Annotated in this window: 28 protein-coding genes; 11 read left to right on the top strand and 17 right to left on the bottom strand. The window is 68.2% G+C overall.

The features are described from left to right. Positions 1 to 242: 242 nt before the first annotated feature. On the bottom strand, positions 243 to 1,367 hold the full coding sequence (locus tag ACQPYM_RS07415; protein WP_433016865.1) for a LysR family transcriptional regulator: 1,125 nt from the start codon (positions 1,365 to 1,367) through the stop codon (positions 243 to 245). Positions 1,368 to 1,385: 18 nt separating this feature from the next. On the opposite strand from ACQPYM_RS07415, the gene ACQPYM_RS07410 reads away from it, so the two are divergent. The 5 genes from ACQPYM_RS07410 to ACQPYM_RS07390 all read left to right on the top strand — a co-directional run bounded on the left by ACQPYM_RS07410 (position 1,386) and on the right by ACQPYM_RS07390 (position 4,631). Next, entirely contained in the window at positions 1,386 to 2,120 is a 735-nt protein-coding gene (locus tag ACQPYM_RS07410; RefSeq protein WP_433016862.1) for an SDR family NAD(P)-dependent oxidoreductase, read from the top strand. Positions 2,121 to 2,146: 26 nt separating this feature from the next. After that, positions 2,147 to 2,770: an NADPH-dependent F420 reductase gene (locus ACQPYM_RS07405; RefSeq protein ID WP_433016859.1), complete on the top strand. Its 624-nt coding sequence runs from the start codon at positions 2,147 to 2,149 to the stop codon at positions 2,768 to 2,770. 34 nt (positions 2,771 to 2,804) lie between these two features. Then, a complete protein-coding gene (locus tag ACQPYM_RS07400; protein WP_433016856.1) occupies positions 2,805 to 2,993 on the top strand; it encodes a hypothetical protein in 189 nt (62 codons plus the stop codon). Next, positions 2,990 to 3,613, top strand: a complete 624-nt coding sequence (locus ACQPYM_RS07395; RefSeq protein ID WP_433016853.1) for an NADPH-dependent F420 reductase — start codon at positions 2,990 to 2,992, stop codon at positions 3,611 to 3,613. The genes ACQPYM_RS07400 and ACQPYM_RS07395 overlap by 4 nt, the downstream gene beginning before the upstream one ends. Positions 3,614 to 3,680: 67 nt before the next feature. Beyond that, the gene (locus ACQPYM_RS07390; RefSeq protein ID WP_433016850.1) at positions 3,681 to 4,631 is read left to right on the top strand and encodes an SDR family oxidoreductase; all 951 of its coding nucleotides are present in this window, start codon (positions 3,681 to 3,683) and stop codon (positions 4,629 to 4,631) included. A gap of 472 nt (positions 4,632 to 5,103) precedes the next feature. Here the strand turns inward: ACQPYM_RS07390 and ACQPYM_RS07385 are convergent, their stop codons facing one another. Further along, the gene (locus tag ACQPYM_RS07385) at positions 5,104 to 5,982 is read right to left on the bottom strand and encodes a LysR family transcriptional regulator (protein WP_433016847.1); all 879 of its coding nucleotides are present in this window, start codon (positions 5,980 to 5,982) and stop codon (positions 5,104 to 5,106) included. Between the two features lie 84 nt (positions 5,983 to 6,066). Here ACQPYM_RS07385 and ACQPYM_RS07380 point away from each other — a divergent pair, with 84 nt between their 5' ends. After that, a complete protein-coding gene (locus ACQPYM_RS07380; protein WP_433016844.1) occupies positions 6,067 to 6,816 on the top strand; it encodes a sulfite exporter TauE/SafE family protein in 750 nt (249 codons plus the stop codon). Next, entirely contained in the window at positions 6,813 to 7,136 is a 324-nt protein-coding gene (locus ACQPYM_RS07375) for a hypothetical protein (protein ID WP_433016841.1), read from the top strand. Before ACQPYM_RS07380 ends, ACQPYM_RS07375 begins: the two co-directional genes overlap by 4 nt. 31 nt (positions 7,137 to 7,167) lie before the next feature. Here ACQPYM_RS07375 and ACQPYM_RS07370 read toward each other — a convergent pair whose 3' ends face one another. The 5 genes from ACQPYM_RS07370 to ACQPYM_RS07350 form a co-directional block, all read right to left on the bottom strand. After that, complete coding sequence (locus tag ACQPYM_RS07370) at positions 7,168 to 8,109, bottom strand: S1C family serine protease (protein WP_433016838.1); 942 nt, start codon at positions 8,107 to 8,109, stop codon at positions 7,168 to 7,170. Between the two features lie 19 nt (positions 8,110 to 8,128). Then, the gene (locus ACQPYM_RS07365; RefSeq protein WP_433016835.1) at positions 8,129 to 9,076 is read right to left on the bottom strand and encodes a VWA domain-containing protein; all 948 of its coding nucleotides are present in this window, start codon (positions 9,074 to 9,076) and stop codon (positions 8,129 to 8,131) included. Then, on the bottom strand, positions 9,073 to 10,011 hold the full coding sequence (locus tag ACQPYM_RS07360; protein ID WP_433016832.1) for a DUF58 domain-containing protein: 939 nt from the start codon (positions 10,009 to 10,011) through the stop codon (positions 9,073 to 9,075). The genes ACQPYM_RS07365 and ACQPYM_RS07360 overlap by 4 nt, the downstream gene beginning before the upstream one ends. Next, positions 10,008 to 10,991, bottom strand: coding sequence for an AAA family ATPase (locus tag ACQPYM_RS07355; RefSeq protein ID WP_433016829.1), 984 nt, complete (start codon positions 10,989 to 10,991; stop codon positions 10,008 to 10,010). Before ACQPYM_RS07355 ends, ACQPYM_RS07360 begins: the two co-directional genes overlap by 4 nt. A 115-nt stretch (positions 10,992 to 11,106) precedes the next feature. Continuing rightward, complete coding sequence (locus tag ACQPYM_RS07350; RefSeq protein WP_433016826.1) at positions 11,107 to 11,436, bottom strand: hypothetical protein; 330 nt, start codon at positions 11,434 to 11,436, stop codon at positions 11,107 to 11,109. Positions 11,437 to 11,564: 128 nt separating this feature from the next. Between ACQPYM_RS07350 and ACQPYM_RS07345 the strand changes: the two genes are divergently transcribed. Both ACQPYM_RS07345 and ACQPYM_RS07340 read left to right on the top strand, forming a co-directional pair. Further along, entirely contained in the window at positions 11,565 to 12,257 is a 693-nt protein-coding gene (locus ACQPYM_RS07345; protein WP_433016824.1) for a response regulator transcription factor, read from the top strand. Next, on the top strand, positions 12,254 to 13,540 hold the full coding sequence (locus tag ACQPYM_RS07340) for a sensor histidine kinase (protein ID WP_433016821.1): 1,287 nt from the start codon (positions 12,254 to 12,256) through the stop codon (positions 13,538 to 13,540). The genes ACQPYM_RS07345 and ACQPYM_RS07340 overlap by 4 nt, the downstream gene beginning before the upstream one ends. A 106-nt stretch (positions 13,541 to 13,646) precedes the next feature. Here the strand turns inward: ACQPYM_RS07340 and xylB are convergent, their stop codons facing one another. The 6 genes from xylB to ACQPYM_RS07310 all read right to left on the bottom strand — a co-directional run bounded on the left by xylB (position 13,647) and on the right by ACQPYM_RS07310 (position 20,775). Beyond that, positions 13,647 to 15,062 carry a xylulokinase gene (gene xylB / locus ACQPYM_RS07335; protein ID WP_433016818.1) on the bottom strand — a complete coding sequence of 472 codons (1,416 nt, stop codon included), beginning with the start codon at positions 15,060 to 15,062 and terminating at the stop codon, positions 13,647 to 13,649. 46 nt (positions 15,063 to 15,108) lie between these two features. After that, complete coding sequence (locus ACQPYM_RS07330) at positions 15,109 to 16,080, bottom strand: sugar-binding transcriptional regulator (RefSeq protein ID WP_433016815.1); 972 nt, start codon at positions 16,078 to 16,080, stop codon at positions 15,109 to 15,111. 81 nt (positions 16,081 to 16,161) lie between these two features. Next, positions 16,162 to 17,640 (bottom strand): mannitol dehydrogenase family protein, encoded by a 1,479-nt coding sequence (locus tag ACQPYM_RS07325; RefSeq protein WP_433016812.1) that lies wholly within the window; start codon positions 17,638 to 17,640, stop codon positions 16,162 to 16,164. Next, on the bottom strand, positions 17,637 to 18,503 hold the full coding sequence (locus ACQPYM_RS07320) for a carbohydrate ABC transporter permease (RefSeq protein ID WP_433016809.1): 867 nt from the start codon (positions 18,501 to 18,503) through the stop codon (positions 17,637 to 17,639). The genes ACQPYM_RS07325 and ACQPYM_RS07320 overlap by 4 nt, the downstream gene beginning before the upstream one ends. Continuing rightward, positions 18,500 to 19,450: a carbohydrate ABC transporter permease gene (locus ACQPYM_RS07315; protein ID WP_433016806.1), complete on the bottom strand. Its 951-nt coding sequence runs from the start codon at positions 19,448 to 19,450 to the stop codon at positions 18,500 to 18,502. Before ACQPYM_RS07315 ends, ACQPYM_RS07320 begins: the two co-directional genes overlap by 4 nt. An 8-nt stretch (positions 19,451 to 19,458) precedes the next feature. After that, positions 19,459 to 20,775 (bottom strand): ABC transporter substrate-binding protein, encoded by a 1,317-nt coding sequence (locus ACQPYM_RS07310; protein WP_433016803.1) that lies wholly within the window; start codon positions 20,773 to 20,775, stop codon positions 19,459 to 19,461. 295 nt (positions 20,776 to 21,070) lie between these two features. On the opposite strand from ACQPYM_RS07310, the gene ACQPYM_RS07305 reads away from it, so the two are divergent. After that, positions 21,071 to 21,859 (top strand): phosphotransferase enzyme family protein, encoded by a 789-nt coding sequence (locus ACQPYM_RS07305; RefSeq protein WP_433016800.1) that lies wholly within the window; start codon positions 21,071 to 21,073, stop codon positions 21,857 to 21,859. Between the two features lie 188 nt (positions 21,860 to 22,047). On the opposite strand, the gene ACQPYM_RS07300 is transcribed toward ACQPYM_RS07305, so the two are convergent. The 3 genes from ACQPYM_RS07300 to ACQPYM_RS07290 all read right to left on the bottom strand — a co-directional run bounded on the left by ACQPYM_RS07300 (position 22,048) and on the right by ACQPYM_RS07290 (position 24,000). Continuing rightward, a complete protein-coding gene (locus ACQPYM_RS07300; protein ID WP_433016797.1) occupies positions 22,048 to 22,461 on the bottom strand; it encodes a hypothetical protein in 414 nt (137 codons plus the stop codon). Further along, entirely contained in the window at positions 22,458 to 23,102 is a 645-nt protein-coding gene (locus tag ACQPYM_RS07295; RefSeq protein WP_433016794.1) for a nucleotidyltransferase domain-containing protein, read from the bottom strand. Before ACQPYM_RS07295 ends, ACQPYM_RS07300 begins: the two co-directional genes overlap by 4 nt. Positions 23,103 to 23,406: 304 nt before the next feature. Next, entirely contained in the window at positions 23,407 to 24,000 is a 594-nt protein-coding gene (locus tag ACQPYM_RS07290; protein ID WP_433016791.1) for a hypothetical protein, read from the bottom strand. A gap of 79 nt (positions 24,001 to 24,079) precedes the next feature. On the opposite strand from ACQPYM_RS07290, the gene ACQPYM_RS07285 reads away from it, so the two are divergent. Beyond that, positions 24,080 to 24,481, top strand: coding sequence for a hypothetical protein (locus ACQPYM_RS07285; RefSeq protein WP_433016788.1), 402 nt, complete (start codon positions 24,080 to 24,082; stop codon positions 24,479 to 24,481). A gap of 88 nt (positions 24,482 to 24,569) precedes the next feature. Here the strand turns inward: ACQPYM_RS07285 and ACQPYM_RS07280 are convergent, their stop codons facing one another. Beyond that, positions 24,570 to 24,953 carry a VOC family protein gene (locus ACQPYM_RS07280; RefSeq protein WP_433016785.1) on the bottom strand — a complete coding sequence of 128 codons (384 nt, stop codon included), beginning with the start codon at positions 24,951 to 24,953 and terminating at the stop codon, positions 24,570 to 24,572. Between the last annotated feature and the right edge of the window lie 66 nt (positions 24,954 to 25,019).

The following is a 25,019-nucleotide window of genomic DNA, read 5'->3' as shown; positions in this document are numbered from 1 at the left end:
CAACGCTCGCTCCTCCGTCGCTCACACGGCGCCAGCTCCCATCGGTCCACACCGCGAGCCAGACGCGGCGGTGTGCCGCAGGTCGTGCAAGCGTCGGTCCGCACTTGGAGTGACAAGACCGGGGGCGCATCACGTCGTCGAGCAGCGCGCCGCGGCTGCCAGCCAGAATGTTGCATCAGCCAGGATCGAACAGGGCAGGCGGGTACTGGAGATCGGGGTCCGGCTGTTGTCAGCCGAACTGCTCAACCGCGCTTTGAAGCGGCGTCGTTCGCAAGCTGCCACATTTCGTAGTTCCCGCATTCTGCCGTGATCTCAGCCGTCGCCTGAGCCGCGGCGAAGAAGTCGTCGGCCAGCGGCGAGGTGCGCGACGCCGCCATCGCGACGAATACCTGGTCGGGTGCCAGGTCCGGGACGGGCACGTAGCTGATGTCCGGCCGGGAGAAGAACACGGTCTCCGAACGCCCCACGAACGAGATGCCACGGCCGGCCGCGACGTGCTCGAGCTTCTCCTCCACCCCGCGCACCCGGAGCCCGGAGTCGGGGTGTGGCCGCCTGGTGGGCTGCGTGCTCGGGTCAGCGTGCCAGATCAGCGGCTCACCGGCCAGGTCGGTCTCGGTGACCTCATCCTTGCCGGCCAGTCGGTGGCCGGTGGGCAGCGCCACCATGAGGGGCTCGGTGTAGAGCGGAGTCAGGCGCAGGCCGGTCTCGTCGATGGGCAGCCGCACATAGGCGACGTCGACGCGGCCGTCGAGCAGCATCGGGGCCTGGTCGTCCCATTCCATTCGCTGCACGTCCACGACTACGTCGGGATGCTGGACCTCGAACACCCGCGTCGCCGGGATGACCGGGATGCCGGCTCGAAAGCCGACCACCAGCCGCTGGTCGCCGCGTTCTGCCACGGACACCCGGCGTCGGACCGCGTGCGCGGAGGCGAGCAGCGGACCGGCGTCGTCCAGCAACTGCCGGCCCGCGTCGGTCAGCGTGACGCCGTGGCTGTCCCTGGTGAACAGGGCAGCGCCGAGATCCTGTTCCAGCGCGCGGATCTGCCGGCTGAGCGCCGGCTGCGCGATGTGCAGCTCATCGGCGGCGCGGCCGAAGTGCAGCCTGTCGGCGACGGCGACGAAATAGCGCAGCTTGCGCAGGTCCAGATCCATAGGGGCCTCCCGGTCCGGCAATGCCTCGAAGGTATCACCACGGCTGAAACAGGTCTTGGACGCCCGCTCAAGCCGGTGGCATTGTTTATTGGGCCGGGAGAATTCGGCACAAGAATTCGGTACAAAAATTCGGGATCGGTATTTGATAGCCACGCCCAACACCAGGATGAGCACATCAAGAATTGGGCTTTCCGTCCCATTGTCGAAACCCATCAATTCAAAGGAGTGATCATGGGAAAGCTCGATGGCAAGGTCGCGGTGATCACCGGTGGATCCACCGGCCTGGCGCTGGCCGGCGCCAAACTGTTCGTCGAAGAAGGAGCGCACGTCTTCATCCAGGCCCGGCGGCAGGAGGCACTGGACGATGCCGTCAAGCTGATCGGCCGCAACGTCACCGCCGTACAGGGTGACGCGGCCAACCTGGCCGACCTGGACCGCTTGTACGACGCCGTGAAGCGGGAGAAGGGTTCGATCGACGTGCTGTGGGCCAGCGCCGGCATGGGCGAACCCGCCGTACTGGGTGAGATCACGGAGGAGCAGTTCGACCGCGCGTTCATGCTCAATGCTCGCGGCACCCTGTTCACCGTGCAGAAGGCACTGCCGCTGATCAACGACCACGGCTCGATTTTCATGACCGGATCCAACGCCTCGCTCGGTGCCTTCCCCGGTTGGAGCATCTACGCGGGAAGCAAGGCCGTCCAGCAGGCCTGGGCCCGCGTCTGGCTCAACGAACTGCGCGACCGCAAGATCCGGGTCAACGTCCTGACTCCCGGCCAGGTCGCCACCGCCAAACAGGCAGAACTGTTCGACGAGGCAACCAGAACCGCCTTCGAGTCCCTCATCCCCCGCGGAGCAATGGGCCGCCCCGAGGAAATCGCCAGCGTCGCCCTGTTCCTTGCCTCCGACGACTCCAGTTACGTCAACGGCCTGGAACTGGTGGCCGACGGCGGCACCACAGCCCTCTGAATCACTCGAGAACAGGAAGAAACCTTATGAGTAGCATCACGTTCATCGGTGCGGGAAACATGGCCCGCACGATCGGCACGCTCGCGGTGGCGGGCGGCAACACGGTCGAGGTCATGGCACGCGATCAGTCCAAGGCCGACGCCCTGGCCAAGGTTCTGGGCGGCGGCACCACGGCAGGTAAGTGGGGTGCCGTCCCGGCCGGGGACATCGTCATCACGGCCGTGTTGTACGCCGGTGTCGTTCCGGCCGTCGCCGAGTACGGAGACGCCCTCGCGGGCAAGATCATCGTCGACATCAGCAACCCGTTCAACGCCGCGTTCGACGGTCTGGCCCACAGCGAGCCGACCTCGATCGCGCAGGAGGTCGCCAAGGTGGCCCCGGCCGGCGCCAGCGTGTTCAAGGCCTTCAACACCATCTTCCGTGGCGTCCTGGAGCAGGGCCGTCCCGATGTCTTCTTCGCTGGCGACAACCCGCAGGCCAAGGCGGACGTGGCGGCATTCATCGAGAGCCTCGGACTGCGCCCGCTCGACGTCGGCGGCCTGAAGATGGCGCACTGGCTGGAAGGGATGGGCCTGGTCACGGTAGGCCTCACCGGCAACGGAGTTGGCCACGGGAATTTCGCCCTCGGCGTCAACGAAGTTAAGGGCTGAGCAGTCGGCGAACCCAGTGCCGTGCGCTCTGTGGTTGATCGCGCGTCGAGCGGCGGAGGACGCCGGCCGCGATCCCGACGCACTGAAGACGGCCATGCGGATCAACCTCGAGCCGGGCACGTCCGTCGACTCGGTCGCGGACCAGCTGAAGCGGTACGCCGACTCCGGTGTTGATGAGGCGTACTTCGAAACGACCACCCGAGAAAGAGAGCACTCACCATGAGCAGCATCAGTTTCATCGGCCTCGGGGGCATGGCCCACGCCATCGCCGCCCGCGCGGTCACAGGCGGCAACTCCGTCGAACTCATCGGCCGCGACCCGGCCAAGGCCAAAGGCCTGGCCGCCGAACTCGGCGCCGGTGCCACCGCGGGGACCTTCGGCACCGTCCCTGTGGGCGACATCGTCGTCCTCGCCGTGCCCTACGCCGGCGCCGTGCCGGTCGTCGCCCAGTACGGGGATGCACTGGCCGGCAAGGTCATCATCGACATCTCCAACACCTTCAACGCCGACGCCACCGGGCTGCTCACTCCTGAGGGCACGTCCGGCGCACAGGAGATCGCCAAGGCGGCCCCGGCGAGCGCGCACGTCGTGAAGGCGTTCAACACCGTCTTCGGCCACGTCCTGGTCCAGGAGCGCCCGCTGGACGTGTTCTTCGCCGGAGACGACCCGCAGGCCAAGGCGAGCGTGTCGGCGTTCATCGAGAGCCTCGGACTGCGTCCCCTCGACGTCGGCGGCTTGGAGATGGCCCGCTGGCTGGAAGGGGTCGGGCCATTGCTGATGGGCCTGGCCCTCAACGGCGCGGGGACCTTCGACGTCGCCCTCAGCGTCGACTTCCCCGGCTGAGCGCACCCCGCACCACCACTCCTTCCGCCACGTCACCAACGCCGCATCACTGACAAGGAGCAATATCGTGCACGTCTTCGTCACCGGCGGGACCGGCCACTCCGGTTCGCACATCATCCCCGAGCTCATCGCCGCCGGGCACGAGGTCACCGGCCTGGCCCGGTCGGACACGGCCGCCACGGTGCTGTCCGCGCTTGGCGCGAAGGTACGCCGCGGCGACCTCCAGGACCTCGACGGGCTCAAGGAGGCGGCCGCGGACTCCGACGGCGTCATCCACGTCGCGCACCGGCAGGACCTGCTTCCGTCCGGTGGGATCGACGCCGTGGCCGCCGCGGAACTCCCGATCATGCTCGCGTACGGCGAGGCACTCGCGGGAACCGGAAAGCCGCTGGTCGCGGCGGGGAGCATCGGCTCGCCCGGGCAGCTGGGCCGACCGGCCACCGAGGACGACCCAGCCCTTGCCGTCGGCGACGAGCACAAGGGCACCCTGAGGGCTCGCAACGTCGTGGAAACCGCCGTCATCGGGCTCGCCGCGCAGGGAGTACGGTCGTCGGTCGTACGGATTGCCAACATCGCGCACGACACGACTGATCGAGCCGGCTTCCTGCCCACACTGATCGCGCTCGCGAAGGACAAGGGCTTCGCCGGCTACCCCGGAGACGGCGCGAACGTGTGGAACGCCGTGCACGCCCGCGATGCCGCCTCGTTGTTCCGTCTGGCGCTGGAGAAGGGCCCGGCCGGCAAGTACTGGCACGCCGTGGAGGACGGGGGCATTCCGGTCCGCGAGATTGCCGAGGCCATCGGCAGCCGCCTGAGCCTGCCCGCCGTGAGCGTACCCCTGGACGAACTGATGCTGCCGGGCTACTTCGGGTTCCTCACGAACGTCATCACGCAGAACTACCCGGCGTCCAACCTCATCACCCGCCGGACCCTCGGCTGGGAACCCGCTCAGCCCGGCCTGCTCGCCGATCTGGACAACGGTCACTATTTCCCGTCGACCGACGTCCCCGCCATCTGAGGGCATGGACCTCATGGCAACGGGTCCCGCCCGTGGGGGGACAAGCGCGAACACGGTCGCTGAGCGGCTGAACCAGGAGAGGCACATGAGCGACCACCCGCCGCTGATCGCGGTGACCGATGCAGACCTCGACCTGTGTCCGCGAAACGTGCACCCGCTTTCTGGGTGCTTACCGACCTGGAGGGGAACGAAGCCTGCGTGACCACATGGCAGGGCCGCGACGGCTGAAACTCGCCTCGCGGACGCTCAGCGAGGCCAACTTTTGTGCCGACCGACAGGAGGTAGTGCCCGATTTGTGGCCGTAGGCCTGCTGCTTGAGCGTGGAGCCGGCGCCTCGTGCGGACTACATCCTGTCGTTCGGGACACTCAGGCCGCTTCAGACCAGTTGCGACCATCCGACCGGGCCGGTCCACGACTGGCGTGTGAGCGGCGGAGGAGCGAGCGTGGCGCAGGCGTGGGGAACTGCAACAACTCAACTGTTGGCGGCCAGGCGGATGTGGTGGGCGAGGGCTTTGGTGGGTTGGGAGGGGGCGTAGCAGAGGAGGTGGGCTCGGGTTGCCCACGGGTCCGTAAGGCGGCAGATGTCCAAGGTGGGGGTTTGGTGGACTGAGCGGAGCGGGGTGATGGCCAGGCCGACGCCTGCGGTGGCGAGGGTTATCAAGGTGTGCAGGGTCGGGACCAGGGTTCGGTAGCGCGGCGCCGGGGCGTGCGGACCGAGGCGTTTGTCCATCCAGCCTCGGAGGGTTGAGTCGAGGTCGAGGCCGATCATCGGGTGTTCGGCGACTTCGGCGTACGTCATGGTCTGGCGGCCGCTGAGGACGCCGCCGGCCTGGCCGATCACGACGAGAGAGTCGTCGGACAGCGGTTCGGTGTGGAGGTTCGAGGCGAGGGTTTCGTCGTCGTCCAGGACGATGCCCAGGTCGGCTTTGCCCTCGGCGAGTAGGCGGAGTGAGCGGGGTGTGCGCTGCTCGGAGACGGTGACGTCGTGTTCGGGGTACTCGCGCAGGAACGACGCCAACGCCGCCGGCACCACCCGATGCATGGCTGATCCTCCAGAGACCAGTACCAACGGCCTCGACCGAGCCGCTGTGTAGCTGGCGACTGCACTGTCGAGGCGAGCAGTTTCAGCCAGTACTTCGCGCGCGTGGCGAGCGAGCGTCGTACCGGCTGGGGTTGGTCGTACTCCCCTGCGTTCCCGGATCAGGAGCGGTACGCCGGCGTGGGACTCGAGGGCTCTGACCCGTGCACTCGCCGAAGGCAGACTCAAGTGCAACTGAGCAGCGCCGGCCGTGATCGAGCCCTGGTCGACCACATACACAAACAGCCGCAAGTCATCCAGGTCGTAGCGCATGCAACTCAGCCTACGCTTCAGCCGTAGGCAGACTGCGGCAAAAACGCATTGTGCTCCTTACGCGAGCTGGCCGATGCTCGACGGGTGACCGCGCTGCTGATCGTCTTGCTGGCCGGCATCGCGGCCGGCGCGTTGAACTCGGTCGGCGGTGGCGGCAGCTTCGTCGCGTTCCCAGCACTGGTTGCCGTCGGGGTCACCGCGGTCACCGCCAACGCCGCGACCACCGTCGCGCTGCTGCCCGGCGGGCTGGCCAGCCTCTGGGTCTACCGGCGCGACCTCGAACCACTCCCGAGTACGTCGATCCGCGTGCTCACCGCGACCAGCGTGGTCGGCGGCGCCGCGGGCGCGGTGCTACTCCTCGTGCTCCCGTCGAACTCCTTCGACGCGGTTGTCCCCTGGTTGCTTGCCTTCGCCACCTTCGTCCTCGCCTTCGGTCGCCGCATCGCCGCCGCGCTCCGGACCACGGTCGCCGGACGCCCGGTCATCATGGCCGGGCAGTTGCTGCTGTCCATCTACGGCGGGTACTTCGGCGGCGCGTCCGGGCTGATGATGGTCGCGTTCTGGAGTGTTGCCGCGAGCATCGATCCCGGCCGGGTCAACCCGTTGCGGATGGCCCAGATGGCGGCCATCTATCTCACCGCGGCGGTTGTCTTCCTGGTCGCCTCGGACGTACTCACCGAGTCGGCCAAGCTCGGCCTGATGCTCGCCGGCGCGATCGTCGGTGGGTACGGCGGGGCCACGATCGCCCGCAAACTCCCGACCCCGGTACTGCGGGCGATCGTGGTCGGCACGGCGGCCGCGATGACCGTCGTCTATTTCGTGGTGAACTCATGACGAGCGAGGAATCCCTGGCCCGCTTGGCGATCGCCTGGGAAGCCTGCCAACTCTCGGAAGCGGCAAGAGCGGCAGTCCGGATCGACGGCGAACCCGACGAACTACTGGCCAGAGCAAACGAAGTACTACAAGCCGCCGAACGCTACGCGGCAACAGTCCACGCCTTCACCAGCCACCAAACAACAGAACGCCAATTCACCTGGTGGCACAACAACCCCGAAGAAGCCGCCGCCGACCTCGACGACTGGCTGCTCCGCCACCAGGACGGCGAAAACCTCGACCCGGCGCCAATCTCCAGTCAACTACCCGAACCGCACTGATTGCAGGTTCCTTCAACAGCCGTACGCCGGGTCAGTCGATCAGGCCTTTGACGATGGTGGTCATGCGGTCGACCGGGATGGCGAAACCGATGCCGATGTTGCCGGAGCGCGAGCTTGTGCCCATGGTGGCGATGGCGGTGTTGACGCCGACCACCTGGCCGGCCGCGTTCACCAGTGGGCCGCCCGAGTTGCCCGGGTTGATCGCGGCGTCGGTCTGGATCGCCGATTGGCGGTTGCCGTTGTCGCCGAACCGGGCCTGCCGGTCGACGGCACTGACGATGCCGGCCGTCACCGTTCCTTCCAGGCCGAGTGGTGAGCCGACCGCCAGGACCGGGTCGCCCACGTGGAGCTGCGAGGACCGGCCGAGCGGGAGCGCACGCAGTCCCTCGACGTTGCCGGTGACCTGGAGCACCGCCAGGTCGTTGTTCGCGTCGACGCCGATGATGTTCGCGTCCACGCGTCGCCCGTTGGACAGGACCAGTGACACATCGCTTGCTCCTTCGACCACATGTGCGTTGGTCACCACGTGCCCCTGCTGGTCGATGGCGAATCCCGACCCGGTCGCGCGACCGGCCCGGACCGAGACCACGCCCGGCAACACACTGGCCGCGGCGGCAGCGATCGAGCCTTGCGGCGCACCACCCGACGGAGCGTTGGCCTGCGGCAACTCGACCGGGGCACTCACCGCCGGCGAGTCACCCCAGTTGCCGGTCACCGCACCAGCCAGACCGCCTGCCAGCACCGACAGGGCGATGCCAGTGGCGAGCACCCGGCCGGTACGACGTCCTGGGGGTGAAGCCGTCACCCCGGCCGGAGGTGCCGCGGCCGGAGAGGGGGGAGCCGGCATTGCGGTGGCCGGGGTGACGGTGAAGGGGGCGCCGGTGGGCGGACCCGCTGGTGCGGGTGGCTCCGGCGGCGGCGGGCCGGGCTGGTAGTGCGGTCCACGGAAGGGATAACCGAGATGAGGGCTCACGAGAGGCTCCAAAGCGCTGTTAGGGCAGTCGCGAGAACCAGAGCAGGGAGGCCAGGCCGGCCAGCAGTGCGACGGCCAGGGCGATTCCTGCCACCAGGTTGGTGATCTCGCGTTCCTCGGTGGTCCAGCCGATCGACGACTGGAGATCGGAGTAGACGGAGCGCAGTTGCTCGTCGCTCTCCGCGGCGTAGAACGAACCGGAGGTCGCGTCGGCCAGTCCACGCAGGGCCTCGGCGTCGGCGGGGACCGGAATGGTCCGGCCGCCGATGTCGACGGTGCCCTCGGGCGTTCCGTAGGCGATGGTCGAGACCGGCACGCCGGCCTGCGAGGCGGCCTCGGCGGCTTCGTCGATCGGGCGGCCCGCGGTGTTGCCACCGTCGGACAGCAGCACGATCCGGGCCGGCGGTGGGTCGGTGGCCGCGTCGGCGTCCAGGCTCTTCACCGCGGTCAGGCTGGTCAGGACGGCTTCACCGATCGCGGTGCTGTCGGTCATCGTCAGCCGGCCGATCGCGTCGATGGTGGCCTGGTGGTCGGTGCCCGGGGGCGTGACGACGTTCGCAGTCCGGGCGAAAGACACCAAGCCGACGTTGAACTGCTCGGGCAGGCTGTTGACGAACTCGGTCGCGGCGCTCTTGGCGACCTCGAACCGGTTGGGTTCGACATCGGTCGCGGCCATCGAGTTGGAGATGTCCATCGCGACCACGACCGTGGCGCGTTCGCGGGGCACCCGGACGTCGGCGACGGGGCGGGCGATCGCGATCGTGAGCACGGTCAGCGCCGCGAGGAAGGCGAAAGCGGGTGCGTGCCGGCGCCAGCCCGGACGGGTCGGCGCGACCTTCTCCAGCATTGGCAGAGTGGCGAACCGTACGGCGTACTTGCTGCGGCGGCGTTGGGCGACGAGATACGCCACGACCAGAGCCGGGACGATCAGCAGCAGCCAGAGCCACAGCGGTTGCTCGAACTTCATCGGATACCGGTCCTCCCTCGGGGGGTGCGTCGGGTGTTGGCACGTTTGCGCGCGGCGGCGAAAGCGGCGACGTCGCGCACCCAGTCGGTGTCGGTTCGCAGCACGAGATGAGCGGCACCGGCGGCGCGGATCGCTTGGGCGGTCCGCTCCCGGTGCTCGCGCATCACCGCCGCATACCGCTCCCGCAGCCGCTTCTTACTCGTCTGTACTTCGCGCCGCCGCCCGGTCTCGGGATCAACCAAGGTGAGCAACCCAACCTCGGGCAACTCAAGCTCCCTCGGGTCAAGAACCTCCACGGCGATCACCTCGTGCCGCGCACCAAGCCGTCGGAGCGGAACCTCCCACCCCTCGGTGTGAAAGTCAGAGACAACAACTCGTAGCCCTGGGCGCGGGTGCTCGCGGTTGAGGCGGGTGATGGCGCGTGCCAGATCTGTTGCGGGATGTTCGCCTGGGGTTGCTCTGGGCAACGACAGCAGGGTGCGGAGGGTGCGGCGGAGGGCTGCTGGGCTGCCGGCGGCGGGCAGATGGCGGATCTCGTTGCCTAGGGCAACTCTTACGCCGAGGCGGTTGCCGGGGCGGTTGGAGAGCAGGCCGACCGCGCCGACGATGGCGACGGCGAGGTCGCGCTTCTCCGACAGCGCAGTACCGAAGTCCATGCTGGCGGAGGCGTCGAGCAGGGCCCAGGTTTCCAGCTCGCGTTCGGCCAGGGGGGCCCGGACATGTGGTTCGAGGGAGCGGGCCGTGACGTTCCAGTCCATCCGGCGGACGTCGTCCTGACCCGCCTGGTACGGCCGCGCCTCGTTCGGCTCGCTGCCCGGGCCGCTCCGCAAGCCGGTCATCTCGCCGTGCAGAAAGCCTTCCAGCTTTCGTTTCACCGAGAGCTCCAGCGAGCGGAGCGCGCGCTCCCGCCCGGCCAGCAGGTCGGGACCTGTCATGCCGCGGACCCCTGCGTCTGGTCCGCCGGTACGACGTGCGGCTGCTCGACAGAGTGCAGCACCCGCGAAACGACCGCCCTCGGATCGATGCCGTCGGCAAGCGCATCGAAGGTGAGCACCAGCCGGTGCGCCATCACGTCATGCGCCACGTCGTACACATCGACGGGCAACACGTAGTCCCTGCCACGCAGGAGCGCGAGCGCACGACCAGCCGCGACCAGACCGAGCGTGGCCCGCGGGCTCACGCCGAACTCCAGTACGCCGCCGAGATCGTCGATCCCGTACTGCTGTGGCGCCCGCGTCGCGTGCACCAGCCGGACGACGTACTCCGCCACCGCGTTGTGCACGAAGACGTCTTCCGTTGCCTCCTGCAACTCGCTCACCATGGCCGGCGTCAGGACCGCGTTGGCGTGCGGGCGGTGTGAGCTCATCCGCTGCAGGATGGTGAGCTCCTCCAGCGGCGTCGGGTAGTCGACGGTGATCTTGAGCAGGAACCGGTCGCGCTGCGCCTCGGGCAACGCGTAGACGCCCTCGGACTCGATCGGGTTCTGGGTGGCGAGCACGAGGAACGGCTCGGGCAGCGGGTAGCTGACGCCACCGATGCTGACCTGGTTCTCGGCCATTGCCTCCAGCAACGCCGACTGCACCTTGGCAGGGGCCCGATTGATCTCGTCGGCGAGCACGAGGTTGGCGAAGATCGGACCGAGCTCGGTGTCGAACCCCTCCGCCGACGGCCGCCAGATCCGGGTGCCGACGATGTCGCCGGGCACCAGGTCAGGGGTGAACTGCAACCGTGCGAACCGCCCGCCGATCACCTCCGCGAGGGTCCGGACGGCCAGCGTCTTGGCGACGCCCGGCACCCCTTCCAGCAGGCAGTGGCCGCGGGCCAGCAGCCCCACCAGCATCCGCTCCACCAACTGGTCCTGCCCAACGACAACCCGCTTCACCTCGAAGAGGGCCCGCTCGAGTACTGCGGTCATGAGGCCTCCCGGCCTGGACTGAGGAATGGAGGGAGCGAAGCGACCGGAGTGACGAGGGAAGGCCGGGAGTTCAGCCTCATGACCCGCCGTGCCGGAGGCGCGGCCACGTATACAGTCATGCGTTGCTCTGCGGGTCGGCCTGCTCAGGCTGCGTCTGCTCAGGCTGGGTGGGCTGAGCGGTCCCGCCACCCTGCTGGCCGGAGCCGTTCTTGTCCGGGCAGTCCTTGCCGTCGCGCGCCGCGCCCGTGCCGTTCGGCGCGGTGCCGGTGCCCGGGCCGGTCTCGGTGCCTGAGGTGTCGCCGGTCGTGGCCGGGCCCTCTTCCACCGTCACGTAGCCCTGCTCGGGGGCCGGGTCGTCGCCGGTGGCGTACGCGAAACCACCCACGCCCAACGCGGCGGCGGCGACCGCAGTACCGAGCAGGAGGCGCTTGCCGGGGAGATTCATGCTGACTCCTTCGAGATCGGATGATGGGTCCAGATCATCAGGCGGCCCCGAAAACGACCGGAAAGCACAGCGAAAGCTCACCGAAAGCGCACACCGGCCTCAGCGCGGGACACGGCTACCTTTGACTCGTGCGACTACTGGTGGTGGAAGACGAGGAAGGTCTGGTCAGCGCTCTGCGCTCGGGACTCGGCCGGGCCGGCTATGCCGTGGACACCGCGCTGACGGGTGCCGAGGCAGTCGAGAAGCTGGCGACCACGCCGTACGATCTGGCGATTCTCGACATCACGCTGCCCGACACGAGCGGCCTCGACCTGTGCCGTGCGGTTCGCCGTGGCGAGATCGAGGTGGCGTCCGGGCGTGAGCTGCGGGTGCTGATGCTGACCGCCCGCGCCTCCCTCGCCGACCGGGTGCGCGGGCTCGACGAGGGCGCGGACGACTACCTGACCAAGCCGTTCGCGCTGGTCGAGCTGCTGGCCAGGATTCGCGCGCTGCTCCGCCGTGACGTGACGAACGGGACCACCCAGCTGCACGTCGGTGAGCTCGTCCTGGACAGCTCCCGCCACCAGGCGACCAGGGCCGGCCGCGAGCTTCCGCTGACCTTGAAGGAGTTCGGCGTACTGCGCTATCTCATGTCCCGGCCCGGTCATGTCGTCTCGGCCGAGGAGCTGCTCGAACACGTCTGGGACGAGAACGCCGATCCGTTCACCCAGAGCGTCCGCGTGACGGTCGGCACCCTGCGCCGCAAGCTCACCCTGGACGGCGAGGAACCCTTGCTGGAAACGGTGATCGGGCGCGGCTACCGCCTCAGAGGTGAGCCGTGAACCGCCCGAACCTGCCGCCCTGGACCCAGACCATCCGCTTCCGCCTGACGCTGGCCTATTCCGCGGTCCTGATCGGTCTGTCGGCCCTCGTGCTCGGCAGCCTGTACTTCGCGCTGTCGGCCTACCTCGACCCGCAGCCGCTCGACCCGATCACGGTCAAGAAGGTCTACAAGGACGAGCACGGCAACTACCATCCCAAGCCCGGCCAGACCTTCCAGGCCGCGGACCTGGCCGGCATCCAGTCGGCGGTCAACTACCAAACCCTCGAGACGTTGAAGACCTATTCAGCGGCCGGCATGGGCGGCCTGCTGATCCTCAGCCTCGGTACCGGCTGGTGGCTGTCCGGCCGCGCGCTCCGCCCGGTACGCCGGATCACCGCGACGGCGCAGGACATCTCCGCGACCGACCTGTCCCGCCGGATCGCGCTCGACGGTCCGCGCGACGAGCTGCGCAACCTCGCCGACACCGTGGACGACATGCTCGAGCGGCTCGAATCCGCGTTCGTCGCGCAACGCCAACTGGTCGACGACGCGTCGCACGAACTGCGCAACCCGTTGGCGGTGATCCAGGCCAATGTGGACGCAGTACTGGCTCATGACGACACTTCATCGGAGGACCGGGCCCAGGCGACGGCGATCGTTTCGCGCGCGATCCAGCGGATGACCCGGCTGGTGGAGGACCTGCTCGCGTCGGCCCGCCGATCCTCACCCGCCTTCGTGGACGCCGATGTCGACCTCGCCGCGATCGCGGGCGAGGCCGCCGAGGAGTACGCACTCCTGGCCGCCGACCGCGAGCTTCGACTGGTACGCCGCCTGGCGCCCGGCCCGATCGCAGCGGGAGACGCCCAGGCGCTTCGCCGGGCGGTCGACAACCTGCTGTCCAACGCCGTCCGGCTGGCCCGCGGTGGCAGCGAGCTCGTCCTGGCGGTCGGGAGCCGCAGCGGGTGGGCGTGGATCGCCGTACGGGACGAAGGTCCGGGCATCGCGGTCGAGGACACCGATCGGGTCTTCGACCGCTTCTTCCGCTCCGGCCAGCGTCAGCCACCGGCCACGGTCCCGCTGAACAGTCCGTCCAACGGCCCGTCGACGGGTCAGCGCCGGGCCGGCCTCGGGCTGGCCATCGTCCGCCAGATCGTCGAGTCCCACGGCGGCACGGTCGCCCTGCACTCCGAAGTCGGCGTCGGCTCGACCTTCATCCTCTGGCTCCCCGAACGCTCCCTCACCAACACCACCCGCCGCTCCCCCACACCCCCACCCGAAGATCCACTGGGAGCGCGGCCTTAGCGCCGGACCGCCCCCACTCACAACCTCGACTCATCTCCTCAGCCTCAGCGTGCGCGAGCGTACGGCCGGCTGGGAACGACGGGTTTGTGAGTGCTGGCGGTCCGGGCTAGTTCGCTGCAAGCAGCGGGCGCGTACCCGAAAGGACCGCCGCGTAGCGGGCTCGGACCTCGGCGGCGTCCACGTCGGTCAGCACTGGCGACTCGGGCTTGCTCATGGCGACTTCCCAGGTCGGGACGGCACCCGATACAGCCCACGCTGCTTGACGGGCCGCGCCGAGAGCGACGTACTCGGCCGGCTCAGGCAGGACCACCGGCGCACCCAGCAGAGCCGGTGCAAGAGCCTGTACTGCGCGGGAGCGCGCGGCACCACCAAGCAGGAGCACCCGGTTGACCGGTACGCCCTGGACTCGCAGGGCGTCAACTGCGTCGGCCAGGCCGCACAGCATGCCTTCCACTGCGGCACGAGCCATCGTGGCGGGCTGGGCCGTAGTACGGGTGAGGCCGTAGATCAGGCCGGTCGAGTGCGGCAGGTCTGGGGTCCGCTCGCCGTCCAGGTAGGGCAGCATGACCAGGCCTGCGCTGCCGGGTGAGGTGAGCGCGGCTTCGTCCAGTTGGGCGAGGTCCATGCCGAGCAGTTGAGCCGTTGCCGAGAGCACCCGAGCCGCGTTCAGCGTGCAGACCAAGGGCAAGTAGCCGCCGGTCGCGTCCGCGAAGCCGGCGACGAAGCCGCTCGGATCGGTCGTCGGGGCAACGGCCCTGGCGAACGCAGTACCGCTGGTACCCAACGAGACGGCGACATCGCCGGGCTGGAGGTCCAGACCGAGCGCGGCGGCCATGTTGTCGCCAGTGCCCGCAGCGAGCGCGATACCGGATGCAGTTTGGCCTACGACCTCAGAAGGCCCGGCCACGCGCGGCAGCTGCAGTGAGCGGCCGAAGGCGAGCTCGACCAGGTCAGGCCGGTAGTCGTTGGTCGTCGGCGACCACCAGCCGGTGCCCGACGCGTCACCGCGGTCAGTCGTCAGGTCGGCGTTACCCGACCGGTCCGCCGCGAGCTGGTGGGTCAGCCAGTCGTGCGGCAACGCCACAGCCTCGGCACGAGCGGCAGCATCGGGAGCAGCGCCGCGAACCCAGCGCAGCTTGGTCACCGTGAAACTCGGCACCGGCACAGACCCGGTCGCAGCGGCCCAAGCCTCGGGACCGCCAAGCTCGGAGACCAGCTCGGTCGTGGCCGCGGCGGAGCTGGTGTCGTTCCACAGCACTGCGGGGTGGACGACCTCACCAGTGCCGTCCAGGAGCACCATGCCGTGCTGCTGGCCGGCGACGGACAGCGCCGCGACCCCGTCGAGCAGCCCGTCGGACGCGATCTGCCAGGCCTTCCACCACTCGGCCGGGTCGACCTGGGTGGCGTCGGGATGCGGCGCGCGGCCTTCCCGCAGTACCTCGCCGGTGTTCGCGTCGCACACGACGACCTTGGTCGCCTGGGTCGAGCAGTCCACCCCGGCAACCAGTCTCGGGTCAGTCATTCAATTCCCTTTCGGTGTATTCTTCTGCCCCGCCCCACCACCCCGGTCAGGGAGAAAACTGCCGCAGTACTTCGCGGGCGAGGTCGGTCGTCGTCACCAGGGTGCTGACCAGACCGGCCCGGACCGCGGCGATCACCGCCGGGGCGCGATGGGACCCCGCGGCCAGGGCGACCCGTTCCGCCGGGCGGCGGAGCTGGTCGACCGAGACCGCGATGATCATCTGCTCCAACGGTGACTGGACCAGTCTGCCGTCCAGGTCCAGAAGATGCCCGCTGACCTCGGCGATTGCGCCGCCGGCCTGGCCTTGCGCGCGGATCTCCTCGGACACCGCGTCCCAGACGGTGGAACAGCCGGCCCGCCAGGCGCCGATGGCAACGACCGAGATGTCGAGGCCGTCGGCCAGTGCCAGGGTGTCGGCGATGCCGGGCTGCCTGCGCAGAGCGGCGACGGCGGCGACGTCGTCCACCACCAGCGGCGCGTGGACGGCGTGCGCAGTACCGCCTGCCAGGGCCGCGGCTCGGCGGGCCAGGTCCATCGTGCTGCCGCCGCCCGCGGGTGAGTGCAGGGATCCGGCCATCTGGATCACCGTGCAGGCGGGCAGCGTGTCGAGGTGATCGACCATCGCGTCGACGGCCCGGCTCCAGGTCAGGCCGAGCAGGTCGCCGTCGCGAACCAGCGGTGCGAGCGTCCGGGCGGCAGCCTCGGCCACCTGGTCACGGACCTGCTCGGGCGAGCCAGAGGTGTGCGCGACGACGCAGCGCGGCAGGCCGAGGGCGTGGGCGAGCTGGTCGGACAGGCCGCGATCGATCGGGCTCGGGTTCTTGATCTGGATCTGGACGATGCCCCGGCTGCGGGCGTCCTCGAGCAGCCGGGCGACCTTGAACCGGCTCAGGTCGAGCTGCTTGGCGATGTCGACCTTGGAGGTGTTGTCCAGGTAGTACCGGCGGGCGACCTCGGCCAGCAGCTCGTCGTCGTCATCGCCGTCCCCGAGCAGCTGTCCCCGGCTGTTCACCGTCACCCCGCCACCAATCCTTCTCCCGTGTTTCTCCGGCACCGTAACCGGTTAAGGCTGCTTGCCGCGAGTGGTTCCAGCCGGTGGTCAGCCGGCCCGCGCCTCCAGCGTCGCGCGGGCGCCCTGCTCGTGTAGCGAGGCCAGCGCGGACGTGTAGGCGCGCACGAATCGCTCGTCCTCCACCAGGTCACCGAACAAATCCCGGTCGGACACGAAGAGCAGCGGGTTCTCGCGGTTGTGCTGGGCCCGCTCGACCAGTTTGTCCCGCAGCCGGTCCACCACCACGATCGGCTCGCCCTGCTCGTCCACGCCCTCGGCGTACCGGGCCCAGGAGGCGACGACGAGCGCGGCGTGCTCGATCCCGCGTCCGGCGGCGAGCTGTTCGCGGACGACGGGCAGCAGCCATTTCGGGATCCGGTCCGAGCTCTCCGCGCAGAGTCGCGCGAGGGTGTCGCGCACTTCGGGGTTGGCGAACCGCTCGATGAGCTGGTGCTTGTATCGGTTCAGGTCGACACCCGGTACCGGCGGCAGGGTCGGCGTACCTTCGGTGTCCATGTAGCCGAGCAGGAAGTCGACGAAAAGCTTGTCCTGACAGACCTCGTGCGCGTAGCGATAGCCGGCCAGATAACCCAGGTAACAAAGGGCTTGGTGACTCGCGTTGAGCAGCCGCAACTTCATCAACTCGTACGGCTCGACGTCGTCCACCAACTGCACACCGACATCCTCGTACTGCGGCCTGCCGGCGCCGAAGTCGTCCTCCAGCACCCACTGGGTGAACGGCTCGCAGACGACCGGCCAGCCGTCCTCGATGCCGAACCGCTCGGCCAGCGCGGCCTTGTCCTCCTCGGCGGTGACCGGCGTGATCCGGTCGACCATGCAGTTCGGGAAGCGCACCTCGCGCTCGATCCAGTCGGCGAGGTCAGCGTCCTTGAGCCGGGCGAAGGCGGTCAGCATCTTGCGGGCGACATGGCCGTTGCCCGGGATGTTGTCGCAGGACATCACTGTGAACGGCGGCGCCCCGGCCGCCCGGCGCCTCGCCAGCGCCTCGATGATGAAGCCGAACGCGCTCCCCGGCTGCGCGCCCGGCTCCAAATCCGCGGCCAGGCCGGGATCGGAGGCGTCCAGCTCACCGGTCACCTGGTTCACGTGGTACCCGCCCTCGGTGATCGTCAGCGAGACGATCCGGGTGTCCGGGTCGACCATCCGGGTCAGCACGGCCTCCGGGTCGTCCGGCGCGAACAGGTAGTCGACGATCGAGCCGATCACCCGCGGCTCCAGCGTCCCGTCCGGGTACTTGACCACCAACGTGTACAGGCAGTCCTGCGCCGCCATCACGTTCGCCATGTGACGGTCCTGTGGCAGGACGCCAACTCCACAGATGCCCCAGTCGAGCGCCTTGCCCTCGTTCATCAGCCGGTCCAGGTACATCGCCTGATGCGCACGGTGGAACCCGCCCACGCCGAAGTGCACGATGCCGGGGCGGACCGCAGTACGGTCATAAGCCGGTACGCCGACCTGCTCGCCGAGGGACGCCAGGCCGGCCTCATTGAGCTTGTGCAATCTCATTTGACCGCCCCGAGCGACAGACCCTGGACCAGCTTGTCCTGTGCGGCGAACCCGGCGATGAGTACCGGCAACGACACGATCAGGGACGCCGCGCAGACCTTCGCCAGGAACAAGCCTTGGCTGGTGACGAAGCCGGTCAGGAAGACCGGCGCGGTCTGCGCCACGGTGCCCGTGAGCACGCGGGCGAACAGGAGCTCGTTCCAGCTGAAGATGAAGCAGATCAGCGCCGCCGACGCGATCCCCGGCGTCACCACCGGAGCGACCACCGAGCGCAGCGTGCGGACCAGGCCGGCCCCGTCGACCGACGCGGCCTCGAGGATCTCGACCGGTACTTCGGCCAGGAAGCTGCGCAGCATCCAGACCGCGATCGGCAGGTTCATCGAGGTGTAGAGCACGATCAGCAGCCAGATGTTGTCCAGCAGCCCGGTGACCTGCGCGAACAGGTAGATCGGCAACAGACCCGCGACCACCGGCAGCATCTTCGTGGAGAGGAAGAAGAACAGCACGTCGGTCCACTTCTTCACCGGCTTGATCGACAGCGCGTACGCCGCCGGGAAGGCCAGCGCGATCACCAGGATCGTGGACAGGATGCTCGCGGTCAGCGAGTTCGCGATCGACGGCCAGGGACCCGTGTCGAAGAACGAGCGGTAGCCGTCGAGGGTCAGCGGCGCCGCGACGGCCGGCGGGTTCTGCGCCGCGTCGGGCTCGGCGTGGAAGGACGTCAGCGCCATCCACAGCACCGGGAGCACGAACAGCGTCCCGACGATCCAGGCCAGCGCGCTCAGCGCCATTCCGCCGCCGCGGTTCCTCCGCTTGCCGGTCACGATCGTCACCTGGCCCTGGCTTTGATGCGGTGCGCTCATCGGCCCTCCTCCTTGAACAACGTGGACACCGAACGCAGCGCGAAGGTGGCGATCAGGATCGTGCCGATCACCACGATGACGCCGGCGGCCGAGGCCCGGCCGTAGTCGTGGGCGGTGTAGAAGGTCTGGTAGATCGAGTACGGCAGGTTCGCCGTACCGAGGCCGCCGGACGTGATGGTGAAGACGGCATCGAAGTTCTGGACGACGTAGATCGAGCCGAGCAATGCGCTCAGTTCGAGGTACTGGCGAAGGTGCGGCAACGTCATGTAGCGGAAGATGTCCCACTGGCTCGCGCCGTCGATGCCCGCGGCCTCGATCACGTCGAGCGGGCGGCTCTGCAGCCCGGCCAGCAGAATCAGCATCATGAACGGCGTCCACTGCCAGACCAGCGCGAAGATCACCGACCACAGTGGCTGGTTGCTGATCCAGTCCGGCTGCGGAGCGTTGTCCCCGAAGATCCAGGTCAGCACACCGTTGAAGAGCCCGTACTCCGGGTTGTAGAGCGCGTGCTTCCAGAGCAGAGCCGCCGCGACCGGTACGACGAGGAACGGCGTGATCATCATCGTCCGGACCACGCCACGACCGCGGAACCTGCGGTCGAGCAGCAACGCGATGCCCAGGCCGAGCAGCAGGCTGATCAGCACGACCGCCGCCGTCAGCAGGATGGTCACCAGGATCGCGTCGCGGGTGTTCGCGTCGGTCAGCACGCGGCGGAAGTTGTCGATCCCGGCGAACCCGCGCTCGTCGGGGTAGTAGGCGTTCCAGTCCATGAACGAGGTGATGATCGTGACCACGAACGGCAACTGGGTGACGACGATCATGAACACCAGCGCCGGCATCAGCGGCGCCCGCCGGGCCCAGTCGCCGGTCCGGCGCATCATCGTGCCCGGCTTGTTGGGTGGCGTGGCCGCATGACGGCCGGGACGAACCTCGGTGTCGACAGACATCTCAGCCCTCACTTCGCTTCTCTGGCGCGATAGCGCTCGGCCACGTCGTCAGCCAGTTCCTGCCCGCGTTTCAGCGCCTCCTCGACGCTCATCCGGCCGGCGATCGCCGAACTGACGTCCTGGCTGACCTGGGTGCCGAGGTCGGGGAACTCGGGGATGTCGACGAACTGGATCCCGATCGCCGGCCGCGGCTGCACGCCGGGGTTGCGCGGGTCGGCCGTCTCGATCGCCTGCCGGGTCGGATCCGCGAAGGCCGCCGCCTCCTTGCGGTACTGCGGGTTCTCGTACGTCGAGGCGCGTTTGCCGGCCGGGACGCGAGACCAGCCGAGCTCCTTGCCGACGAGCTCCTCGTACTGCTTGCTCGAGGCCCAGGAGATGAACTTCCAGGCGTTGTCCTTCTTCTTGCTCGCCTGCTGGATGCTCCACGACCAGGCGTACAGCCAGCCGGAGCTGTCGGTCTTCACGACCGGTGCCGGGGCGTAACCCATCTTTCCCTTGACCGGCGAGTTGGGCGCTTCGAGCGAACCGGCAGCCGAGGTGGCGTCGTACCACATCGCAACGTTGCCCTGGACAAGGTTGTTGAGGCATTCGGTGAAGCCGGCCTGGGGTGCGCCCAGCTCACCGTGGTTGCGGACCAGGTCGACGTAGAACTTGGTCGCCTCGGTGAACTCCGGCGAGTCGACCTTCGCCTGCCAGTCCTCGGTGAACCAGGTGCCGCCGAAGGTGTTCACGACCGTTGTCAGCGGTGCGAAGAGTTGTCCCCAGCCGGGCTGGCCGCGCAGGCAGATGCCGCGCATACCGGGCTGGGCGTTGTCGACCTTCGCGGCGATGTCGGCAACCTGCTGCCAGGTCGGTTTGGCCGGCATCTCGATACCCTTCGCGGCCAGCACGTCCTTGCGGTACATCAGGAACGAGGACTCGCCGTAGAAGGGTTCGCCGTACACCTTGCCGTCCTCGCCGGACATCGACTCGGTCATCGGCTTCAGGACGTCGTCCTGGTCGAACGTCGGGTCCTTGGCGAGGTAGTCGGTCAGCGGGGCGATCCACTTGCTCTTGGCGTAGATCGGGATCTCGAAGTTGCTCAGCGAGGCGACGTCGTACTGGCCGGCCTGGCTGGAGAACTCCTGGCTGATCTTGTCCCGGACGTCGTTCTCCGGCAGCACGGTGTAGTTGACCTTGATCCCGGTCTGCTTGGTGAAGTGGTCGGCGGTCAGCTTCTGCAGGTCGACCATCTGCGGGTTGTTCACCATCAGCACGGTGATGCTGTCGGCGCCCCCACCGCCCGCGCCACCACCCCAGCCGGCGCAGCCGCTCACTCCACTCACCAGAAGGAGTGCGACGACCAAACCCCCGCTCCGTTTGCGCTTGTCCAGCACAGGCTGCTCCTTAGCGATCGGCGGTCCCGCTCAGATGAGCAGCTCCCTGCTCATCCTTGAGTGAAGCGAACCGGCTGGGCGCCTGTCAAGAGTTCGCGCAACAGTCGAGCATCGCGACGCTCATCTGAGCGGTCTTGGGGCTGTCGGCTGGGCCGGCGACCGAGCTGTCGGCTGGGGCGGGCGGCTGGGCGGCGTTTGGTGGTGGCCTAGCCGGAATGCGGCTGAGCCGCCAGACTGAGCCGTGATGCCTGAGGTCGAGACCCGCCTGCTCGGCGGCACCGCCAACCGCGGACTGGTGGTGCGAGTCGGCCAGACCGTACGCCGCCCGCTGCGGGCGAGCAGCCCTGCCGTCCACGCCCTGCTAGACCACCTCCACGGGGTCGGCTTCGACGCCGCCCCGGCCTTTCTCGGTGTCGACGCACAAGGTCGCGAGGTGCTGACCTACGTGCCAGGCGAAACCGTCACAGCGCCGTACCCGGCCTGGTCGATGACGGAGGCGGCTCTGGCGAGCGTGGCCCATCTGCTGCGCCGGTACCACGAGGCAGTCGCCGGCTTCGACCCATCCGGACACAGCTGGGCCGAACCCGTACCACCGGAGTACGACGAAGGCCTGGTCGGCCACAACGACCCGAACCTCGACAACATCGTCTTCCGCGACGGCCGCGCGATCGCCCTCATCGACTTCGACCTGGCCGGCCCTGGCTCAGCCCTCTGGGACGTAGCAGCCGCAGCCCGCCTCTGGGCGCCCCTCCGCCCCGACGCCGACATCCACGACCCCCGCCAAGGCCGCGCCCTAACCCGCCTCCGCCACTTCGCCGACGCCTACGGCCTGACCCCCGCCGACCGCACCCGACTCGTGAACGCCGCAGCCGCCAACCACATCTGGTGCATGGACTACGTCCGCCGAGGAGCCGAATCCGGCCACCCCTGGTTCCACCAACGCTGGACCACCGGCGAATCCACCCTCACCACCCGAACCAACCACTGGTTCACCACCCACCACGACCAATTGGTGAAGTGCCTGGAGGAGTAGTTCATCCCCACGCACCCTCCGCCCGCTCGCTCCTCCGTCACTCCCAGCTCCGGCCGCTCCCACCCACCCTTCTCACAACTACCGCTCCTCCGTCGCGCGGGTGCCCGGGTGCGGCACGCCTCCTACCGGAGGGCGGCACGAAGCCTGCGAGCTCAACCGCCCGCCATCGCCTGCGCCCAAAGCTGTCGCTAGGTCAGCAGTCGAGCAGCTCCGTCGATCAGCGTGCTCGCGTTCCGCAGCGCACTCTTGGCCTGCTGCCGTCCGACGTAAACCATGCCGTAGTGTGCGCCGTCCTTGATGTCCAGCAGGCGGCCGAGCGCCTTCGCGAGGGTCTTGCCATCGCCGCCAGTTTGCTCGACCAGGCCGATCGCCTGCCGATGATCCTGACCGCGCGCCCGGCGGCCCAGCGTGGCGCAGCAAGCCGCATCCGCGGCGGCGATGCCCGCGAGAACGGCTAGGGCGGCAGCAACGTTGTCGTTCGCCAGCTCGTCTTCCTCGACGCCCACGAGTTCGGCGACCTCCAAGAACGCCCGCGCCTGGTTGAGTCGGACGATGGCCTGTGCACGGTTGCACTCCTGCGTACGGCCGGCCTGTGGCGTCATCGTGCGTTTTCCTCGTGGACGTGGGTGTGCAAAAAGTTCCGGAACTCCGGACCGGAGACGGTGATGGCGTCACGCCGCCAGTCCTTCACAATCGGCTCACCCGCCTGGACATGCCGAAGGAAGCCCTCCGAGTTAAGTTCGTAGGCTTGGAGGTGGTTGCCGCTCCAGCGGTAGACCCGGTCGCCCAGTTCGGTGATCTGGTCGATCCATGTCTGCTCCGGACCCTCCACCGAGCTGAATTCGTGCACGATCAGCAGGTCGACATCGCTGCTCACGCCGCCATCTCCGCGGGCAGCAGAGCCGAAAACGCTCGCGTGCAGCGGCTGGATCGGCCAACTCCGGATTTCGTCGCGGATACCGTCGAAGAGGCGCTGCCGCAGCGAGGTCAGCTCGATCACAGCATTCGCGGCGAGGTGATCGCGGTTCAGCTTGTACTGGACCGAAGGGCCGACCTCTGCCGCCTCGACCAGCCCGGTACGCGCCAGGCGTCTCAACACGTTCCGTGTGCCGGTCTCGCTGCCGGCCGCGGCGAGCTGATGGATCTTCCGGCCGGTCAGCGGAGCTGTGGTCCGCGCCAGCACCTCGAGCACAGGGCCATCCACAGTTTGGATCACTGTGCTGGTCGGGTTGGACATGTCCATGACATCAGTCTACTGCCGGTATCGGCAATTTTCTGCCGATACCGGCAGAATATTGTCAGGCTTCCTATCGGCAGACGGGGTGAAACAGGCGAGTTCGACCACGTCGCCGACCACTGACGAAGCACTGCAGACGTCGGCGATCAGCTGGACTCAGCCAGGCAGCGGAGGCGGTCGGGATTAGTTGGAAGCCTGGAGTATCTGAGCGATCGCGGTCTCGAGCGCCTTGATCAGCTCAGTTCCACGTCGGGCAGCCTCGATGTCCCCGCGCCGATCAGGCTAGCGATCGTCGTCCGTGTTGCTGCGTTCACTGCTCTGCTCCGGTGTTGTCGAGGACGGTCAGATGAGGGCTGCTGCGGACCGTCTGGAGGAAGACGGTGGGTTGCTCCGCCCAGTCCTCCGGTGTAACGACTGTGAGCTGGACCGGGACACTGAGCAGTTCCTCAAGCCGCGCGTTGGCTCCGCGCAGCTCTCTTGGTCGCGGGGAGCCGACCACGATCACGTCAACGTCGTTCGGCGGAGGTCCGGGCTCTCCGTGGTAGCGCCTTGCCCACGAACCGATGATGACGGCCAGTTCGATGCCGGGGATCTTCGCCAACTCCTGCGGCACCACGACCGCGGGACCGTAAGCCCGGCCCAGGATCTGCACCAGGGGCTCGAAGTACGGACTGGAAGTGTTGGCGGCGACCAGCCGCGTGTTGCCGGCCCGGCGCTCGCGCAACAAACCACCCTCCACGAGCCGGTTGACCTCGCGAAGGGTGTTGGGCTGCGCAACACCGGCGACCGGCGCAAGCGTCGCGATGGGCTGCTCACGATCCGGCCTGAGGAGCAGCCAGGCGAGAATCCTCGCCTGGGCCTCCGAACGAAAGATCGGCATCAACGCCGACGGGGCGGTAGCCACATTCCGTATAGTACTATACGGCAATCATATTTTGTGTCAGGAACCGCCGAACCATCCGAGGAGGTGGCATGCTCGCCGCATGTCGCAGATCGTCTGGTGGGAGATTGAGACACCCGCGCCCGACGTCTTCCAGCGTTTCCACGGCGCGATGTGGGGCTGGGTCTTCGAGCCTGCCTTTGCGGACAGCGAGCTTGACGCCGACTACTGGATCATCAAGGTCGACGGCAAGAGCATCGGTGGGCTCCAACGCTCCGTCGGCAATGCCCACCCCCACGCGGGTACTCGGCTGTACGTGGAGGTAGCCGATCTGGAGGAGGTTCTCCGGGAGGTCCAGGCCCGCGGCGGTCAGGTGGAGCGGTCCCGGACCGCATTGGGTGGCGATGACCGGTGGTTTGCCACGGCCTTCGACCCGACCGGAGTCTCCTTCGGCCTGTGGACATCACATCCGCCAACTGAATCGCCCGCGTCCGACGGCAGGTGACCGGCGCAACTGGTAGTCCGGCAGCAGGCGAGACGGGTCTCGGCTCCGTGGAGCAGGCGGATCGCGGTAGGAGCGCGGCGCGTTGCGACTACGCTTCCGTCGGACCTTCGAGCGCGACTCGGTAGCCGTTGGGTGACGTCAACAGCAGGCGGCGATACACCCAGTCGGGCCGTGGTTCTTGCACATCCAGGACGTAGTCGAGGCGGTGGGCGTCGCAGACCGCGATCGCAACGTCGATGTCGGCAACGCCGATCTGCCAGGTGAGCACGCTGGGTGGGTCGTTGTCCGCAAGGGTCTGCTGGATGCCGAAATCCACCGAGCCTGTGCCGAAGGCGATGAAGTCCGGGTACTCGGGTCCCTCGTAGATGACCGGGAGGCCCAGTGACTCATAGAAGCGTCGCTCGCTCGCCAGGTCCCGGACGTTGAGCACCGGCGCGAGCTTCGTGAACTCGATCGTCCGCTGTTGGTTCAACTCGCCTCCCAGCCACCGATGCGTGAAGCCTTGTGCCCGATCTTGGCAGACTTCCGGGTGCGGCGC

The sequence above is a fragment of the Kribbella sp. CA-294648 genome (assembly GCF_050943845.1).
Taxonomy (GTDB): Bacteria; Actinomycetota; Actinomycetes; order Propionibacteriales; family Kribbellaceae; genus Kribbella.
This window is presented reverse-complemented; position numbering and strand designations above follow the sequence as displayed.

Coding starts and splice junctions, on each gene's coding strand:
- ACQPYM_RS07415 (WP_433016865.1), bottom strand. CDS start 1,367: ATGGGTTTCGACAATGGGACGGAAAGCCCAATTCTTGATGTGCTCATC.
- ACQPYM_RS07410 (WP_433016862.1), top strand. CDS start 1,386: ATGGGAAAGCTCGATGGCAAGGTCGCGGTGATCACCGGTGGATCCACC.
- ACQPYM_RS07405 (WP_433016859.1), top strand. CDS start 2,147: ATGAGTAGCATCACGTTCATCGGTGCGGGAAACATGGCCCGCACGATC.
- ACQPYM_RS07395 (WP_433016853.1), top strand. CDS start 2,990: ATGAGCAGCATCAGTTTCATCGGCCTCGGGGGCATGGCCCACGCCATC.
- ACQPYM_RS07385 (WP_433016847.1), bottom strand. CDS start 5,982: ATGCGCTACGACCTGGATGACTTGCGGCTGTTTGTGTATGTGGTCGAC.
- ACQPYM_RS07375 (WP_433016841.1), top strand. CDS start 6,813: ATGACGAGCGAGGAATCCCTGGCCCGCTTGGCGATCGCCTGGGAAGCC.
- ACQPYM_RS07365 (WP_433016835.1), bottom strand. CDS start 9,076: ATGAAGTTCGAGCAACCGCTGTGGCTCTGGCTGCTGCTGATCGTCCCG.
- ACQPYM_RS07360 (WP_433016832.1), bottom strand. CDS start 10,011: ATGACAGGTCCCGACCTGCTGGCCGGGCGGGAGCGCGCGCTCCGCTCG.
- ACQPYM_RS07355 (WP_433016829.1), bottom strand. CDS start 10,991: ATGACCGCAGTACTCGAGCGGGCCCTCTTCGAGGTGAAGCGGGTTGTC.
- ACQPYM_RS07350 (WP_433016826.1), bottom strand. CDS start 11,436: ATGAATCTCCCCGGCAAGCGCCTCCTGCTCGGTACTGCGGTCGCCGCC.
- xylB (WP_433016818.1), bottom strand. CDS start 15,062: ATGACTGACCCGAGACTGGTTGCCGGGGTGGACTGCTCGACCCAGGCG.
- ACQPYM_RS07325 (WP_433016812.1), bottom strand. CDS start 17,640: ATGAGATTGCACAAGCTCAATGAGGCCGGCCTGGCGTCCCTCGGCGAG.
- ACQPYM_RS07320 (WP_433016809.1), bottom strand. CDS start 18,503: ATGAGCGCACCGCATCAAAGCCAGGGCCAGGTGACGATCGTGACCGGC.
- ACQPYM_RS07315 (WP_433016806.1), bottom strand. CDS start 19,450: ATGTCTGTCGACACCGAGGTTCGTCCCGGCCGTCATGCGGCCACGCCA.
- ACQPYM_RS07305 (WP_433016800.1), top strand. CDS start 21,071: ATGCCTGAGGTCGAGACCCGCCTGCTCGGCGGCACCGCCAACCGCGGA.
- ACQPYM_RS07300 (WP_433016797.1), bottom strand. CDS start 22,461: ATGACGCCACAGGCCGGCCGTACGCAGGAGTGCAACCGTGCACAGGCC.
- ACQPYM_RS07295 (WP_433016794.1), bottom strand. CDS start 23,102: ATGGACATGTCCAACCCGACCAGCACAGTGATCCAAACTGTGGATGGC.
- ACQPYM_RS07285 (WP_433016788.1), top strand. CDS start 24,080: ATGTCGCAGATCGTCTGGTGGGAGATTGAGACACCCGCGCCCGACGTC.